The following is a 16,185-nucleotide window of genomic DNA, read 5'->3' as shown; positions in this document are numbered from 1 at the left end:
ACAGATGTCCCAGCAGCCGGCACCGACCGGGCGGCGGATGAGCCTGCGCTCATGGCGGCCCGGCTCACTGCTCACGCCTCCCCGCAGTCTGCGCACCCGGCTGGTGGTCGGGGTGCTCGGGCTGGTCCTGGTCATGGCGGCCGTCATGAGCGCCTTCTCCACCGTCAGCCTGCGCCACACGCTCATGGCGCGCACGGACAGCCAGCTGATGGCGGCCGCCCAGCGCGCCGCCGACAAGCGCCACGACCTGACCCAGGAGGCCAGGAAGGCCTCCGATGAGGCGGCCCAGGAGGACACGAAGAACCAGGGAGACCAGCCCGACGCCGCCGGCGGAGGCCCCGATAAGCCCGGGATCCCTCCCGGCCTGGATGCCGCCGGACAGTCGACCGGCACGCTGACGCTCATTACTCCGCAGACGTCATCCTCCGACGGTGAGACCAGTGAGACCGCCGCTTACATCGATAAGAACGGCCACTACGCGTCCATCTCCAAGGAGGACTGCCGGCTGCTGCTGTCCCAGGCCACGGAGGACCACCCCGTCACCGTGGATCTGCACCACCTGGGCAGCTACCGGGTGGTGGCCACCCGCGATGAGGCCTCGGGCAGCACGGTCATCACCGGGCTCTCCCTGGAGGGGGACAAGGGGCTCATCCGCACCCAGCTGCTCATCGAGCTGGCGGTGGCCCTGGTGGGCGCCCTCGTGGTGGCCCTGGCCGGGCGGACCATGGTGCGCTCCTCGCTGGCGCCCCTGGAGCGGGTGGCCCGCACCGCGCACCGCGTGGCCTCCCAGCCGCTGGAGCGCGGCGAGGTGAGCATCGAGGACCGCGTGGAGAAGGCGGACCTGGACTCCTCGGCCGAGGTCGGGCAGGTCGGCGGCGCCCTCAACACGCTGCTGGGGCACGTGGAGTCCGCTCTGGCCGCGCGCCAGCGCTCAGAGACGCAGGTGCGCCAGTTCGTGGCCGACGCCTCCCACGAGCTGCGCACGCCGCTGGCCTCGATCCGCGGCTACACCGAGCTCATCCGCCGCGAGGGCGCTGACGCCGACCTGCCGGAGGAGGCCACCTACGCCCTGGAGCGCGTGCACTCCGAGTCGGTGCGGATGACGGCGCTCGTCGAGGACCTGCTGCTGCTGGCCCGCCTGGATGCCGGGCGCGAGCTGCGCCGCGAGGAGGTGGACCTGGTCGGCCTCCTGGTGGACACGGTGGCCGACGCCCGCGCGGCCGGCCCCGACCACGACTGGCAGCTGGATCTGGCCGTCCTGGAGCCTCCGGCCGACGCCACGCCGGAGGAGGCCGAGGACTTCCTGCCCGAGCCTCCGCTGGTCATCGGCGATGAGGCCCGTCTGCGTCAGGTCGTCGTCAACCTCCTGGCCAACGCCCGGGTGCACACGCCGGCCGGTAGCCACGTGACCACGACGCTGGCCCGCGAGGGGGACACGCTCATCGTGCGCATCCACGACGACGGCCCGGGGATCGCTCCCGACGTGCGCGACCGCCTCTTCGAGCGCTTCGCCCGGGGGGACTCCTCACGTGAGCGGCGCACCGGTTCGACGGGCCTGGGCATGTCGATCGCTCTGGCCATCGTCCAGTCCCACGGCGGGAGCATCGACGTCGACTCCTCCACCGCGCCCGAGGACCACGGGACCACCTTCAGCGTCAGGCTCCCGGCCGCCGCCGTCGAGGAGTAAGGCCGCGCGTCAGTCGCGGTGGCGGGCCTCGTGCTTGCGGCGGGTGCGGCCCCAGTCGGTCAGCGAGACGAGCGCGGACAGGGCCAGGCAGGTGACGCCGACGACGGCCACCGACCCGGTGGCGTAGGCGCCGAAGAGCTGCCAGCGCGTCTCCGGGCCGCCCAGGTGCCACCACACCCAGGCCCCCAGGGCGAGCGCCCCCAGGGTACACACGATGCCGGCGGCCGCCATGAGAATGTTGCCGAGGAGCTGGTGCCACAGGCGCGGCCCGGCGGCCGTCACCGGGATCGTCCCCACGGTGGTCAGCCCGGGCACCTCACCGGAGCTCTCCTCCCCGGTCCCCTCGCGCAGGGACCAGGGGGCGCGCCAGGCCCCGCCGGCCACGGCGAGAGCGCCCCAGGCCACGGGCACGAAGATCCCGGCCAGGACGTCGGAGGGGCGGTGCCACTGGCACACCAGGGTGGAGTAGCCCATGGCGATGGTGAACAGTCCCCCGGCCCAGGCCGACAGCGGCCGCCAGCGCCGCCCGGACAGCAGGATGAGGGCGACCGCGGCCGAGGCCGCCATGGTGGTGTGCCCCGAGGGCAGGGTGTTGGCGTTGTCCCAGCGCTCGGTGATGTTGAAGTCGGGCCGCCACAGGAACTGGTACTTGAGGATCTGGGTGGTCAGGTTGGCCCCGACCACGGCGACGACGGCCCACACCGCGCGCCGGTGGCTGCGCCGCAGCAGACCGATGACGAGGATCGTCACCACCAGGACGACCGCGGCCGGCATGGACACCACCGACAGGAGCCTGCGGGCGTGGGCGCTCACGTAGTGCGAGCCGATCTCCGAGCCCTCCAGGGCCATGGCGTCGAGGGCCTGGCCGGTGTGGGTGAACACGAACAGCCCCCACAGGCCGAGCGTCGCCGCCAGGCAGGACAGGGCCAGCAGGACCCCGCGCAGGCGCAGCTGTCCCAGGGAGCGGGAGGACTGCGACTGGAAGGAGGCCACCGGCCGATCGTAGGTTCTCGCACGCACCAACCAATAGGAAGTCAGCAGCGATTCCTGTGCGGGACTGCTCACGACTCACGTGCCTTCAGGTCGCTGAAGGGGTCCTCCCCCTGGCCGCCTGCGGCCGGGGTGATCGGCCCGTAGGGGGAGGCCGTCCTGGGGGCCGACTGCTCGATGGGAGCGACCTGCGGGTCCTGGGAGGCGTCGCTTCCGGCGCTCTGCCTCGCGGCGGCCGATGGGCTGATGACCTCGAGCTCGCTGGTGTCATCGGTGAACTGCGCATCGGCCACGGCTGCCCCGGCGGCCCCGGCGGGGCCGACGACGTCCTGCAGGGGGCGTCCGGGCCAGCGCTCGCGCGCACCGTCGTCGAGTGAGTCATCACCGCGGCCTGCCTCGCGGGCGGCTGAGCCCTTGACGGCTCGCCCGGCGGCACCACGGGTGCGACGACGACGCGTCCACCACAGGCGCACGAGGATTCCGACGACGACGGCCAGGATGATGACAACGGCCACGATGATGGCCTTCATCCAGGTCTGCATGGGGGCGGGCAGGGCCTTGGCCTCCTCGGCCGCGGCGGCCGTGGGGTCCATGGGGACGCGCTCGCCGGTGACCAGGAGGCGGTGGGAGTTGACGCCGTAGGGCGTGCAGGTGATGAGGGTGACCAGGTCGCGTCCGGGGACCTTGCGCAGGGAGTCGGTCTCCTCGGGCTTGACGACGGTGATGTCGTTGACCTCGTACTTGAGGGTCTGCCCCAAGGAGGAGACGTAGAAGACGTCGCCCTTCTTGAGCTGGTTGAGGTTGTCGAACATGGTCGCGGTGGAAAGCCCGGTGTGACCGGTGAGGACCGAGTGGGTGGAGGGGCCTCCGATCGGCAGGCTCGTGCCGAACAGGTGCCCGACTCCCTCCGTCAGGGTGCGGCTGTCGGTGCCGTGGTAGATGGGCAGGCTCACGTGGATGGAGGGGATGACGATCCGGGCCATGACCGGGTCGATGTCCATCTCGTGGAGGTAGGCCTGGTACTGGGGGGTGTCGGGGCGCTGCGACTCGAGCCAGGGGTCGAGGATCGGCGCGCTCTCCAGGTTGTTGTTGTAGGTCTCGGCGGAGGCGCGCTCCTTGGCGACGGTGTCCGGCCCGGCCGAGTTCACCGTGGCGGTGTACATCTTGGCCAGGCGCTGCTGCTCGTCGTTGTTGTGCTGGGTCGCCATGACCGGGTACAGGAGGACGGCGACGCCGACCAGGACCAGGACCAGCGGCAACCAGGTCAGGAAGCGCTCGCGCAGGACCTTGCGTCGGGCCGCCTTCTTCGGGTCAACCTCCGAGGAGCCGGGGCCGTCCGGGCCGGACTGCACGGCCGCGCCGTCGGGCTCCCCCTGGGCCTGGTTCGTGCGGGACTGGGAGATGCGGTCGCGAAGTGATGGGAGTAGCGCTGTCACGGAGAACCGTGCCTTCCTGCGTCGGGTTGTCTGCGGAGCTCGCTGCGAGAGACGGTGGGGATCGGTTGTGGGTTTAACGATTGGCAGGGAGGATCCCTGCGACGCCCGTGTGGGGGAGACGGGTTCTCCCGCCTCCCCCACACGGAAGCAGTCAGCGTGATGACGGCCGGCTGGGGCCGGTCACCTCAGTGGCTGCCAGAGGCTGTCAGTGCTTGGCAACGTGACGGCGCTTGTTGGCGTAGGCGACCACCGCGCCACCGGCCACCAGCAGGGCGCCGGCGACGGTCAGGAAGATGACGCCGTTGGCACCGGTCAGCGGCAGGCGGAAGCCGGCGTTCTTCGGGATGTCGGTCACGGTCAGGTTGGTCGGGGCCTTCGCCTCGGCGTCAGCGGCCAGGACCCGGAAGGGGATCGGGTCGGCCTGGAGGGTGTAGCCCTCAGGCGCCTTGGTCTCCACGAGGCAGTAGTGGTCCTCGTCGGTCAGCTGGTCCTTCTTGGCACCGTTGACGTAGTCGTTGGCGCGCAGGTAGTTGATCTCCACGGTGCCCTGGCCGGCGGTGGTGAAGGTCTTCTCCCCACCGACGGTCAGCGGGTCGACGGTCGGGGTGCTGGGGTCGGAGTCACGCAGCGTGGCACCGCTGGCGGTCTTGGTGCACTCGTAGACCTGGAACTGGGCGCCGTTGTACTTGGTCTTGTCGGCCAGGTCGTCCGTACCGGTCTTGGTGACGACCACCTTGCCGTACTTGGAGAGCACGGGGGTGGTGGGGATGCCGGGGATGTCCGTGGTGGTACCGGGGTTGTTCGGGTCCCAGGTGAAGTTGGGGCTGTCGTTGGGGATGAGGCCCGCGGTGTTGGACAGGTCGCCCTCGAGGTTGACGGCGGCGTCGAACTTGGCGGTCAGGGTCACCTCGATCTTGGTGTCACCGTTGCCGTTGTAGCGCGCCTCGGAGGCCTTGCGACGGCCCTCCTCGGTGAGCTGGATGGTGGCCCAGTTGTGGTCCTTGCCCTCGGCGGTGATGAGGGTGTAGTCGGTGCCGTTCGCCAGGGTCACCTCGTTCTGACCGACGATCTTGACGACCGGGGTGAGGGCGTCCTTGTTGATGCGCTTGTCGAGGCGGTCAACGACCTCGTAGCGCTTGATACGTGCACCGCCGGGGTAGTCCACCTTCGGGATGGAGGTGGTGATGGTGTAGGTGATGTCGCGCCCGGAGCCGGGGGCCGGCTTGTCGGTCACCTGCTTGTCCACACCGGAGAGGGTGTTCTTGGGGTAGACGTGGACGTTGTAGTTCCACTTGGCGGTGTCCTGCGGGTTGGTCATCGGCAGGGTGACGACGAAGTCCTCGGCCGGGATGACCTTGTCCGGGGTGCGCGTCTCGCTGACGAGGTAGGCACCGACCTCGGTCTGGGCGTCGGTGAAGGAGGCCAGACCGTCAGCACCGGTGGTGATCTTCTGGGTGGTGGCACTCTTGAGGGCACCGGCCTTGACCACGTCACCCTTGAGGTCGGCGAGGGTCTTCCAGCCGTCGTAGGTGGTCAGGTCGACGTTCAGCTTGGTGATGGTGAACTCGACGTCGGAGACGGGCTTGCACTCGGCCTGGGGGTCCTCGTTACCGGTCCCCTCCTTGACGCCGTTGGTGTCGGTCTGCTCGCACTTGTGGACGGTCAGCGTGGTGGCCGCGTCGGGGTCGATGGTGGAGCCGTTCGGGTCAGCGGGTGCCGCCGCGCCGGTCGGGGCGACGAGCGCGCCGGCGGCGAGCGTCATCGCAGCGGCGAGGCCGAGGCCCCGGCGCGTGTTGAGGGAGTGCATTTCTGTTCTCTCCTGTGTTGTTGGGATGAATGAGGGATAGAAGGGGTGACCCGCGCGCGACGGAGCGGAGTCGTGGGTTCTTCTCGCGATCAGGCTGAGCGCCCGAACGAGGAAGTCTTTCGTTGACGCAGTGCCAGCAGGCCGGCGCCGGTGATGGCCGCGATTCCGACGGCGATGTTCATGCCGATTCCGCGTCCACCGGACAGTGGCAGGGTGCCGATCTGGAGGTCTCGGACGGTGATCGTGTCGTCGGACTTGCTGGCCCCGCTGCGCGAGACCGTCAGGGCCGAGCCGCCGGGAGTGGCGGTGATGAGCTCGATGCCCGTGTCGGTCACCTTGAAGCGGGCCGGCTTGGCCATGAGCTGGTGCCCGGCGGGAGCCTTGGTCTCCACCAGCCAGTACTCGCGGTTGATGGCCAGTCCCGTGGTGGTGAAGGTTCCGGTTCCCTTGCCGCCGGTGAAGGTCACGCCGTCGGTCAGGGGCTTGGCACCCGGGGTGGAGGGGTCCATCGGGTAGATGTCGAAGGCCGCGTCATCCAGGGGGCCCTGGCTGCCGGTCTTGACGATCGACAGGATGCGCTTGCCGGCATTGGGCGAGACGTTGGCGCAGGCCACGTCGTGGTCGGGCCGGGTGTCGGAGTCCTTGCCAGCCTGAGGAACGACCTTGTTGTACAGGCCGTGGCCGGGAACGAGGCGATCCTTCTCCGTGGTGCAGGCCAGCAGCTCATCGCTGTATCCGGCGGCCGACGGGTCGATCTTCACCGTGAAGGTGACGGTGTAGCGAATCGTCAGGCCCGAGTAGAGCTTCTCGTTGTCGGACAGGCGGTAGGAGCCGTCGGGCTGGGCCTCGACCGTCCGGGTCGGTCCCATCTCGCGCTGCACCTTGACCAGGGTCGGGTTGAGCCCGGGGGCGAAGGAGGGCTTGTCGTTGATCGGTCCGGTGGACACGGTCAGCGATCCCTCGTTGACCACGCTCACGGTGTAGACGACGTCGAAGGTCGAGCCGTTGCCCGGCTGGGTGGTGACCTCCTTGGAGAACTTCAGCTTGCCGTCGGTGGACAGGCAGCCGTGGTTGTTCCCCTCGCCGTCAGTGTCGCCTTCCATGGCGATGGTGTTGACCAGGCCGGAGGGCTTGCCGTCGGCGCGCTGGTGACCGCACTGGAAGTCGGACTCGTTGTAGCCCGGGGTGTTCTCGCGAACAGTGAAGGTCATCTGCATCGTGAAGGTACGGCTACCACCATCGGCCCCGGCCCGAGGAGCGGCGGCGAGGCTCTCGCCGGTGCCCCCCTTGATGAGGGTGATCGGTCCGTTGAAGGTACCGGTGGCGTCGTTCCTCCCGGGGAGGGTCACGCCCTGGGCGTCAACGCCCTTCTCCAGAATCCGCACCTTGTGCAGGTAGGTGCCTGCGGGCATCTGCGGGGTGTCGGTGAGGTCGGCGACCACCGGGCTGGCGACCAGCGAGGTGTTGGTGACCGTCACCGTGTAGCTGGAGGTGAAGGTGCCGTCACCGTTACGGACCACGTCAAGCGGGGTCTTGGAGGCCTTGAACTGGGGGTTGGCGGGCAGGGTGCCGCAGGCTGCGGCCTCCTTGGGCTGCCCGTCGCCCTTGGTGGTCACCGAGGCCTTGTTGTAGACGGCCTTGCCCTGACCGACGGCGCCGGGGGTGCAGGCTCCCTGGATGCCGGGCAGGCCGGCGTCGGGACCGGAGACGTTGAGCACCACCGTGTAGATGTGCTTCTGGCCCGCGGGCAGGGAGATGCCGGTCTTGACGTAGGGCACGCCGGCCTGAGGCGTCTCCGTGCCGGTGATGGCGCCACCGGAGATGCTGACCTTGTGGACGGTGACCCCGGTGGGGACCTGCCAGGCGTCATTGAGGTCGTAGGTGAGGCCCGCCTTGGCGGAGGGGTTGGTCACCGTGATGGTGTAGGTCTGGTCGAAGGTGGTGCGACCGTTGACCTTCTCGGTGCTCTTGGCGACCTTGGCGAAGGTCTTGTCGATACCGGCGTGCGGGACGACGGAGTTGACGACCTTGATCCGCACGGCTCCCTGCGAGGAGTCGGGCACGGTGAAGGTGACACCGCCGGCGTTGCCGTTGGCCGGGGCCACGGCGGTGGAGGCGAGCTCCCGCTCCTGGTTGCCGGGGTTGGTGACCACCTTGAAGGCGGCCGGGTCCTTCCAGCTGACGCTTCCGCCGGCCGAGGTTCCGGGCTGCTTGAGTCCCCTGGCGTCACGAGCATCCTCGGTGACGGTGCAGGTGGCGCCCACGCGCTGGGCGGGCAGGTCCGCGACGTTGCCCTTGGCATCCACCGGGATCTTGCCGGTGGAGGCACCCTTGCCGTCGGGACCCGGGGTGCAGGTGTAGCTCAGGGAGTAGGAGCCGGCCGTGGCGGCGTCGGAGGCGCCCTCAACGCTCTTGACCGCACTGACGGGGGTCTGCTGGGGCTTCTGGTGCACGACGCAGGTGACGTTCTTGCCCTCGCCCAGCACGAACTTGTTGTCCGCGCTGACGGGCACGTTGCTGCCGTCGTCGTTGGTGCAGACCCAGGGGCCGTTCTGCGAGTACCCGTCGGGGCCGTTGCCCGAGGACAGGCCGTAGGTGCCGCCGGCGGTGTAGACCTTGCTGACGGCGGGCGTGCCGCTGGCACCGGTGATGGTCTTCTGCCCGAAGAGCCCATCGGTGGCGGGCTTGGCGGTCAAGGTCCACTGCTCGGGCCTGGCGCTGCCGCCGTCGACGATGTTGACGAGGGTGACGCGCCCACGGCCGACGACGTACTCGTTGTGCCAGACGCACTTGACGGCGACCTCGTCCTGGCGCTCGGCCAGCTGGGTCTCATCGAGGCGGATGGTGCGCTGGTCGAGGTTCACGGAGTCGGACTTGTCCAGGCGGGTGGTTCCGTCGCGGCGCAGCAGCGGGGCGGCGCCGTTACTCACCGTGCAGCTGACGTCGCGCAGGAACCAGCCGGTGGACCAGACGTCACCAGTCGTCCGGTCGACGGCGGCCTGCGGGGTCGTGCCAGCCTCCTGCACCGTGGCGGCGTCGTTGGGGGCCAGCAGGGTGTAGTCCTTGGGGTCGACGTCCTCACCGCCCCAGGTGGGGGTCAGGGACTTGGGGGTCCCCCAGTTCTTGGCGCCGAAGGTTCCTTCCGGTGAGACGTTGACGTAGTCGAAGGTGGGGATCGTCAACGACCCTTGAACCGATGAGTCCGCCTTGACGTCCTTGGCGAAGGTCACCGGACGCTCCTGCTCGATCGAGCCGTAGAGGCAGCCGTAGGAGACGGCCCGCTCACGGGTGACGAAGCGGTCCTCCAGCTGGGAGGCCTCCTCCTTCTCCATATCGGCGCGGCACTGCTGGTTGTTTCCGTTGTTGACGAATCCCCACAGCTTGAGCTTGTACTTGATGCCGGTGTTGGGGTCCGTCCAGGCGGTGTCGGAGCGGTCGGACTTGATGTCGAGGATGTCGTCGGCGCAGCTGCGTCCGTTCTTGTCAGTGAAGTCCTGCGTCATGGAGCCGTTGAACCAGGCCAGGGAGCCGTTCTGGTACATGTAGGTGTAGGTGGACCCGTCGTAACGGCCAACATTCCCGTTCCGGTCATAGGCGTATTGCGTCCTCACCGACTGCTGGTCAGTGCCGTAGTCGCCGATGATGAGCTTGCCGTTCGAGTCGAGCTTCCCGGTGCACGTGTTGATCGTGTCGAACTCGGTCCACGGGAAGTCGGCCTGAATCGTCTGGGCGGTGTTGATATTGAAGCTGCCGTAGTAGGTGGTGCCCTTCGCCTGGGAGGGGTTGGTCACGGCGCTGTCATCGGAGTAGATCGGACTGTTGACGTGGCGCATCCGCCCCACGAGGAAGACGTTTCCGGCCTTGACACTCGTGGTGTTGGAGGGCTGGAAACCCAGCGAGGTCTGCACATCGCCCGGCTCGCCTTGGTAGTAGGTGGGGCAGGGGCCCTCGTCCACCTGGCGTCCATAACCGACCGCCGCGTACTGGCCGCTGCTGCCGTGAACATAGTCAGTCCAGTAGTTATTGGCCCCCGGCGTGTAGCGAGTGCAGGCACGCGAGTAGGCCCACTCCCACGGGTAGGAGTTGTAGCCGACTCCGTTCACCGTGTCGTACACCCGATCAACCGTGTCAACGGTGCGCACATAGGCGATCTGCACCGAGGTGTCCCCCAGGGGAATGGTGAGGTCATTGGTGGAGGCGTCCGCGGGAGGCGCCGTCCACGGCAGCGACACCATGGTCACCAGGACGATGGCAAGAGAACCGACCACCGCACAGAATCTGCGCAGTAGTCCTTCGCGCCCGCGCCGCGGGCGAAGTGATGACTGGGACATGCCGATGGATTCCGATCGTGAGGGATGGGTGCGCGGGGAGCGCACGACAAATGTGACTGCTGAGGAATGTAGGTCATCCGACCTCTTCCTCAACACCTCAGAATCGGCTCATGGGGCAACAATCGCGCATCATTGCACGTCGCAGACACTTTCCCTTGCAATGGCGCCGAACAGAGAGGGTTTCAGTTGTATCTCATTGATGACGGGGACGTCACGACGATAGAGGAAAGACAACAACAAACCCGCAACTATCTCAGAAAGGAATCATATCCACCGGACGTTCGCCGTCATTTGTTTCCCTCAAATCCCCATTCTGCCTGTCGTCACTTTCCTGGGCGCAGGAATCCCGTGGCCAGAAGATGACGGGCCGCCTCGACCATCTCCGCGCGCAGCGCCAGAGCGTCGGCTGCATTCAGCTCACTGAGGGCGGCGACCGCGGAGGCGACCTGCCCGACGCTCAGCTCGCCGTCGGCCACCCCGGCCAGGGCGGCCACCGCCGTGGAGGCTTGCAGAGTGCGCCCCAGTCCTCCGCCCTGACGCAGCAGGATGACCGTGGGCTCGGCCGCCCCCGGGATGAGGTGGCGCTCCTCGGTGACGTCGGGGGCCAGGAGCGGGCACAGGTCGGCGACGGCCTCGTCGTCGAGGCTGGCGAGCCGCTCGCGCACCTCCAGCACCTCGGCAACGTGCGGCCCCAGGACCCCCTGACCGGAGGTGGTCACCTCCTCCAGGAGGCGCCAGGGCTCGCGGGGGCACTGGGGACGGTGGACGATGAGGTAGCCGAAGCCGACGCCCCGCACGTCACGGGCCTCGAAGTCGTCGATCCACGCCTCCAGGGCGGCGTCGAAGGCCTCCGGGTCGCGCTCGGGGGTCAGGCCACCGTCGCGCAGCCACATGGTGGCGTACTCCACCGGGTCCTGGAGCTCGCGCTCAAGGATCCAGGCGTCGAGCCCCTCGGGGAGCCAGGCGGCCACGGCGTCGCGCCACGAGCCGGCGCCACGATGCTCCCAGTTGCCGAGCATGACCGCGCTCGCCCCAGGTTCGAGGTGCTCGCCGAGCCCGGAGACAAGCCCCGGCAGGATGGGGCCGCCGGCGTCGCGGTACTCCATGAGGGGCAGGCCGGCCTCGCGTACCGCCGGCGGGGTCAGGACGAAGGGCGGGTTGGAGGCGATGAGGTCGAAGCGGCGGCCGGCCACCGGCTCCAGGAGGGAGCCGTGCAGGAGCTCCAGGCGGCCGGTGCCGGAGCCGGGATCGACAGCGGTCTCGGAAGCGGCGTCGGCCTCTGAGTCGAGGTCGGAGCTGGGGGCGATGTCGGAGCCGGCGCCTGGAGCACCGGTGACGCTCACGCCGGCCAGGGCCGCGTTGAAGGCGGTGAAGGCCAGGGCGCGCGCGGAGATGTCGGTGGCCACCACGTGCTCGGCGTGACGCAGCAGGTAGAGGGTCTGGATGCCGCAGCCGCAGCCCAGGTCCAGGGCGGTGCGCACGGGCGTGCGCGGGGTCAGGCCCGCCAGGGTGAGGCCGGCGCCGCCGACGCCCAGGACGTGATCGGGGGCCAGGGCCCGGCCGGTGACGAGCTCGCCCAGGTCGGAGGCCACCCACCAGCGGACCTCGCCGGCGTCGTCGACGGCCTCGTGGGGGCGCAGGTCGACCAGGGCACGGACGTATCCGGCCCCGTCGGGCTCGCCGACCAGGCCGATGGCGGCGGCGCCCGCCGCTGCGGTGCGGGGCAGGGCGGCGTCGAGGGCGGTGGCGGGGACCGGATCGCCGAGCATGAACAGGGCGGTCAGGACGGCCACGGGTGAGGGGGCGGGCCCGGCGGCCAGGGCGGCGCGCACGGCTCGCAGGGCGGGCAGGCGGATCTCGCGGCGCAGGGCGGCGTCGGCGGCCTCGCCCAGGAGGGCGGCCACTGCCTCCACGCCCCAGCCGGAGTCGGCCAGGTCGGCCCGCAGGCTCGCCGCCTGCTCGGGCGTGGCCGCCGGGGGCGGGAAGGAGGAGGACTCAGAGGCGGACTGGGCGCTCGCGGGGCTCATGGAACCGACCGTAACGCGGGGCGCCGCTCATCTCCGGAGCCCCGCCGCACGGGAGGGCGCCGGGGTGCCCAGGGCTCCCCACCGGCTCACAGGAGACGGGCGGCGAGCTCGGCGTACTGGCGGGTCTTGACCTCGACGTCGTCGATGTAGCTGATGAGCATGACCTCCTCGGTGCCGTGGTTCTCGGCGAAGGAGGACAGGGCCTGGGCGACCTCGTCGTAGGTGCCCACGATGATGGCGGTGTCGCGCTCGAGGTAGCGCTCGACCTCGGCGCGGTAGGCGGCGTCGAGGGTGGCCGGGTCGCGGAAGCGCATGGGGCGGCCGGTGCGCAGGCTGAAGCGGGCGTCGGCGGCCACGAGTGCCTGTTCGCGGGCCTCCTCGCGGGTGGCGGCGGCGCTGACGCACAGGGCGGAGAGGGTCTGGCCACCGTGGATGGATCCGCGCCCGGGGCCCTCGGGGAGGTGGGCGCGGTAGTGGTTCATGATCTCGACCTGCTGACGACCGGTGAAGAACTGGGCGTAGGCGTAGTTGAGGTCGTGGACGCCGGCCCAGGCGGCCGACTGGCCCGAGGAGCCCAGGAGCCAGACCTCCGGCATCTGGGCCGGGAGGGGGCGGACCTCGACAGAGGCGTAGGGGTGGGTGGCGGGAAGCTCGTCGCGCAGGAGGGCGACCGTCTCCTCGATGAGGGCGTTGATGGCGTCGGGGTCGATGACGCGGCCCTGGTTGAGGGCGGCGGCCGCACGCATGTCCCCGCCGGGGGCGCGGCCCAGGCCCATGTCGACGCGGCCGGGGTGGAGGGTGGCCAGGGTGGCGAAGCGCTCGGCCATCTGGAGCGAGCCGTAGTGCATGGCCATGACGCCGCCCGAGCCCACCCGGATACGGTCGGTGGCGTCCAGGATGTGCATCATGAGTAAGTCGGGCGCCGAGGACAGGAAGGAGCCGGTGCTGTGGTGCTCGGCCAGCCAGAGGCGGTGGTAGCCGGACTCCTCCAGGCCGCGCCCCAGGCGGACGAGGTCCCCCAGGGTTCGGCGAACGTCTCCCCCCTCGAAGAGAGGGACCTGCTCGAGGACGCTGATCCGGCTGAGACGAGGACTCATGGCTTCTCCTGACCTGGTGGCGCGGGGGTGCGGCGACAGTGGGGCAACAGTGGGGCAATAGTGGGGCAACACCGCGGGGCGGTATCTCATTCCGCCGGGGCGGGCTGGAGCAGCCGGGCTCCGGCCGGGTCACCGCGGCGTCACCAGATAAGGCGCACCTTCTTAAAAATAGGAGATGGTTTAGTTGCGCCTATGAGGCTGGCGCCTTACGGTTGGACCGACGGAGCCGCCCCGCACCAGCCCCAACCGGGCCGGTGCAGGCCAGCGCAGACCCGCACCAACTCGCACCGCGATTCGCATCTTTCAGGAGGCACCCATGGCCGTTCTCACCATCGGAGACCAGTTCCCCGCCTACGAGCTCACCGCCGTCGTTCCCGGCAACCTCAAGGAGGTTGAGGCCAGCAAGCCCGAGGACTACTTCACCACCGTCTCCTCGCAGGTCCCCGCCGGCACCTGGCGCGTCGTCTTCTTCTGGCCCAAGGACTTCACCTTCGTGTGCCCCACCGAGATCGCCGCCTTCGGCGACCTCTACCAGGACTTCAAGGACCGCGACTGCGAGGTCGTGGGCGTCTCGGTGGACAACGAGTACACCCACTACGCCTGGCGCCGCAGCCACGACAAGCTCCAGGACCTGCCCTTCCCCATGGCCAGCGACCTCAACCGCGAGCTCACCGAGGCCCTGGGCATCAAGCGCGCCACCGGTGAGGCCGACCGCGCCACCTTCATCATCGACCCCCACAACGTCATCCAGTCGGTCTCCGTGACCGCCGACTCCGTGGGCCGCAACACCGAGGAGATCCTGCGCCAGCTCGACGCCCTCCAGTCCGACGAGCTGTGCGCCTGCAACTGGCAGGCCGGCGCCGCCACCATCGACGCCCTGGGCCAGATGGGCTGACGGGCCCCGCCCCAGCCCCTGACCTCGCCATCTCCACGACGACGAAACGAGAACACATGAGCATCGACAACCTGCGCTCCGCCCTGCCCGAGTGGGCCAAGGACCTCTCCCTGAACCTGTCCACCCTGTCCCGCTCCTCCTCGCTGACCGAGCAGCAGCAGTGGGGCACCTTCGTGGCCGCGGCCGCCGCGACCCGCAACGAGTCCGTGCTGGTCCAGGTCATGGAGGACGCCCGCACCCACCTGTCCGAGGAGGCCATCAACGCCGCCCTGGGCGCCGCCTCCATCATGGCGATGAACAACGTCGCCTACCGCACGCGCCACTTCCTGGGCTCGGCCTACGAGAACGAGCGCATGGGCCTGCGCATGAACATCATCAGCACCTCCGGCGGTGTGGACAAGGTCGACTTCGAGCTGTGGAGCCTGGCCGTGTCCACCATCAACGGCTGCGAGAAGTGCGTGACCGCCCACGAGGCCACGGTGCGCGGCGAGGGCCTGAGCACCGAGCAGGTCTGGGAGGCCGTGCGCATCGCCGCCACCCTGACCGGCGTGGCCCAGGCGGTCGGCGTCGTCGAGACCCTCGACTGACCCGATCACCACGACTCAGACGGCGGCCGCCGGCTCCCCCTCAGGGGACCGGCGGCCGCCGTCTTGTCTGCGTATCTACGCCCCGTATCTGCGCCTCGGTGCCGCTCAGCTGCGGGGGTCGGCGTCGATGGCGCCCTGGGTGTCGTTGAAGATCAGGTTGGAGATCTCGACCTGGACCGTCTCCACGTGGGGGACGTCGTGCAGGAGGAGCGGGTCGTCGGCGGAGGTCTGCAGGGCCAGCGTGCCGCAGCCGAAGAAACGGTCGGCGACGTCCTTGTCCAGCTGGATGTCGGAGATCCGGGTCAGGGGCAGGTCGTGGCCGATGCGGCTGATGATGCCGGAGCGGGTGATGATGCGCTTGGTGGTGATGGTGTAGGTGTGCATGTACCACTGCAGCCAGGGCAGGAGCAGCAGGGGGACGCTCGCGACGAGGATCACCACCCAGATCGCCACGATGCCCCAGGGCTGCCAGCTGGTGGGGGCCATGACCGAGGCGACGACGCCGACCACGAGCAGGAGGATCTCGACGACGAACCGCCACAGGAGGACCTTGATGTGGGTGTGCATGTGCCGCACCACGACCTCGTCGCGGCTCAGCAGCTTCTTCGACAGTGCCATGCCCCCATCGTGCCAGGCCGCCGGGGCTCGCGCACCCAAGAGGGCAGGAGTACCCGCTTGAGCGTGCCTCGGGCGGGGCGCCTTCACCCACTGAGCATGCTCATGCCGACCGAGGCGACGACCGGCGCGATCCCCAGGATGACGAAGGCCGGCAGGTGGCAGGCGCCCAGCGGTAGGACCAGGCGCACCGCGAGGCGCTCGGCTGCCTCCTCGTCGCGGGCATGCCTCCCCGCGCGCAGGCTCGCCGCCGTCGCCGCCAGGAGGGCGGCCGGTGAGGCCCCGTCCTCCCAGCCGGGACGCAGGCAGGACTCCAGGCGGGATCGCCGCGCCCTCCACTGCTCGTCCTCGGGCGCCTGCCAGGCCTCCTCCCACGGGGCGCCCAGCAGCAGGGCCCGCCCCACGACGCCGGCCCCCTCCTCTTCCAGGGCCGCGCCTAAGGCGGTGAGCACCCCGGGCACTGAGGCACCGGCACTCAGGGCGGCGGCGGCCAGGTCCAGGACCAGGGCCTCGTCAACGACCTCGCCCTCGGCCGTCGCGGCGCGGATGAGGCGCCTGGTCACCAGGTGCCCCACGACCATGAGCCCGATACCCAGCGCCCCTGCAGCGCTGCCGAGTCCGCCGTCGAGCAGGAGGGAGGCGGGGTCGGCGCCCACGAGCATCCCCAGCCCCAGGCCGACCACGGGCAGGCAGGCCAGGAGCCGGGCGGTGCT

11 protein-coding genes are annotated in these 16,185 nt (G+C 69.7%); 3 read left to right on the top strand and 8 right to left on the bottom strand.

Annotation, left to right across the window (positions count from 1 at the left end):
• Positions 1 to 4: 4 nt before the first annotated feature.
• Entirely contained in the window at positions 5 to 1,687 is a 1,683-nt protein-coding gene (locus HMPREF9058_RS00055; protein ID WP_009406298.1) for a cell wall metabolism sensor histidine kinase WalK, read from the top strand.
• 9 nt (positions 1,688 to 1,696) lie between these two features.
• On the opposite strand, the gene HMPREF9058_RS00050 is transcribed toward HMPREF9058_RS00055, so the two are convergent.
• The 6 genes from HMPREF9058_RS00050 to HMPREF9058_RS00025 form a co-directional block, all read right to left on the bottom strand.
• Positions 1,697 to 2,680 (bottom strand): phosphatase PAP2 family protein, encoded by a 984-nt coding sequence (locus HMPREF9058_RS00050; RefSeq protein ID WP_043537682.1) that lies wholly within the window; start codon positions 2,678 to 2,680, stop codon positions 1,697 to 1,699.
• A gap of 68 nt (positions 2,681 to 2,748) precedes the next feature.
• Positions 2,749 to 4,113: a class C sortase gene (locus tag HMPREF9058_RS00045; RefSeq protein ID WP_009406395.1), complete on the bottom strand. Its 1,365-nt coding sequence runs from the start codon at positions 4,111 to 4,113 to the stop codon at positions 2,749 to 2,751.
• A gap of 205 nt (positions 4,114 to 4,318) precedes the next feature.
• Complete coding sequence (locus HMPREF9058_RS00040; RefSeq protein ID WP_009747618.1) at positions 4,319 to 5,920, bottom strand: SpaH/EbpB family LPXTG-anchored major pilin; 1,602 nt, start codon at positions 5,918 to 5,920, stop codon at positions 4,319 to 4,321.
• A gap of 89 nt (positions 5,921 to 6,009) precedes the next feature.
• Positions 6,010 to 10,188, bottom strand: coding sequence for a SpaA isopeptide-forming pilin-related protein (locus HMPREF9058_RS00035; RefSeq protein WP_009406135.1), 4,179 nt, complete (start codon positions 10,186 to 10,188; stop codon positions 6,010 to 6,012).
• A gap of 386 nt (positions 10,189 to 10,574) precedes the next feature.
• Complete coding sequence (locus tag HMPREF9058_RS00030; protein ID WP_009747460.1) at positions 10,575 to 12,278, bottom strand: methyltransferase; 1,704 nt, start codon at positions 12,276 to 12,278, stop codon at positions 10,575 to 10,577.
• A gap of 86 nt (positions 12,279 to 12,364) precedes the next feature.
• Positions 12,365 to 13,375, bottom strand: coding sequence for an MsnO8 family LLM class oxidoreductase (locus HMPREF9058_RS00025; RefSeq protein ID WP_009405935.1), 1,011 nt, complete (start codon positions 13,373 to 13,375; stop codon positions 12,365 to 12,367).
• A gap of 316 nt (positions 13,376 to 13,691) precedes the next feature.
• On the opposite strand from HMPREF9058_RS00025, the gene HMPREF9058_RS00020 reads away from it, so the two are divergent.
• Positions 13,692 to 14,270, top strand: a complete 579-nt coding sequence (locus tag HMPREF9058_RS00020) for a peroxiredoxin (protein WP_009747315.1) — start codon at positions 13,692 to 13,694, stop codon at positions 14,268 to 14,270.
• A gap of 56 nt (positions 14,271 to 14,326) precedes the next feature.
• Complete coding sequence (locus HMPREF9058_RS00015; RefSeq protein ID WP_009405795.1) at positions 14,327 to 14,857, top strand: carboxymuconolactone decarboxylase family protein; 531 nt, start codon at positions 14,327 to 14,329, stop codon at positions 14,855 to 14,857.
• A 105-nt stretch (positions 14,858 to 14,962) separates the two neighbouring features.
• On the opposite strand, the gene HMPREF9058_RS00010 is transcribed toward HMPREF9058_RS00015, so the two are convergent.
• Together HMPREF9058_RS00010 and HMPREF9058_RS00005 are read right to left on the bottom strand one after the other, a co-directional pair.
• Positions 14,963 to 15,475, bottom strand: a complete 513-nt coding sequence (locus tag HMPREF9058_RS00010) for a PH domain-containing protein (protein ID WP_009747236.1) — start codon at positions 15,473 to 15,475, stop codon at positions 14,963 to 14,965.
• A gap of 83 nt (positions 15,476 to 15,558) precedes the next feature.
• Positions 15,559 to 16,185 (bottom strand): hypothetical protein (locus HMPREF9058_RS00005; RefSeq protein ID WP_009406164.1); only part of this gene is annotated, 627 nt, incomplete at its 5' end.

It is taken from the genome of Actinomyces sp. oral taxon 175 str. F0384, assembly GCF_000223355.1.
Classification (GTDB): domain Bacteria; phylum Actinomycetota; class Actinomycetes; order Actinomycetales; family Actinomycetaceae; genus Actinomyces; species Actinomyces oris.
This window is presented reverse-complemented; position numbering and strand designations above follow the sequence as displayed.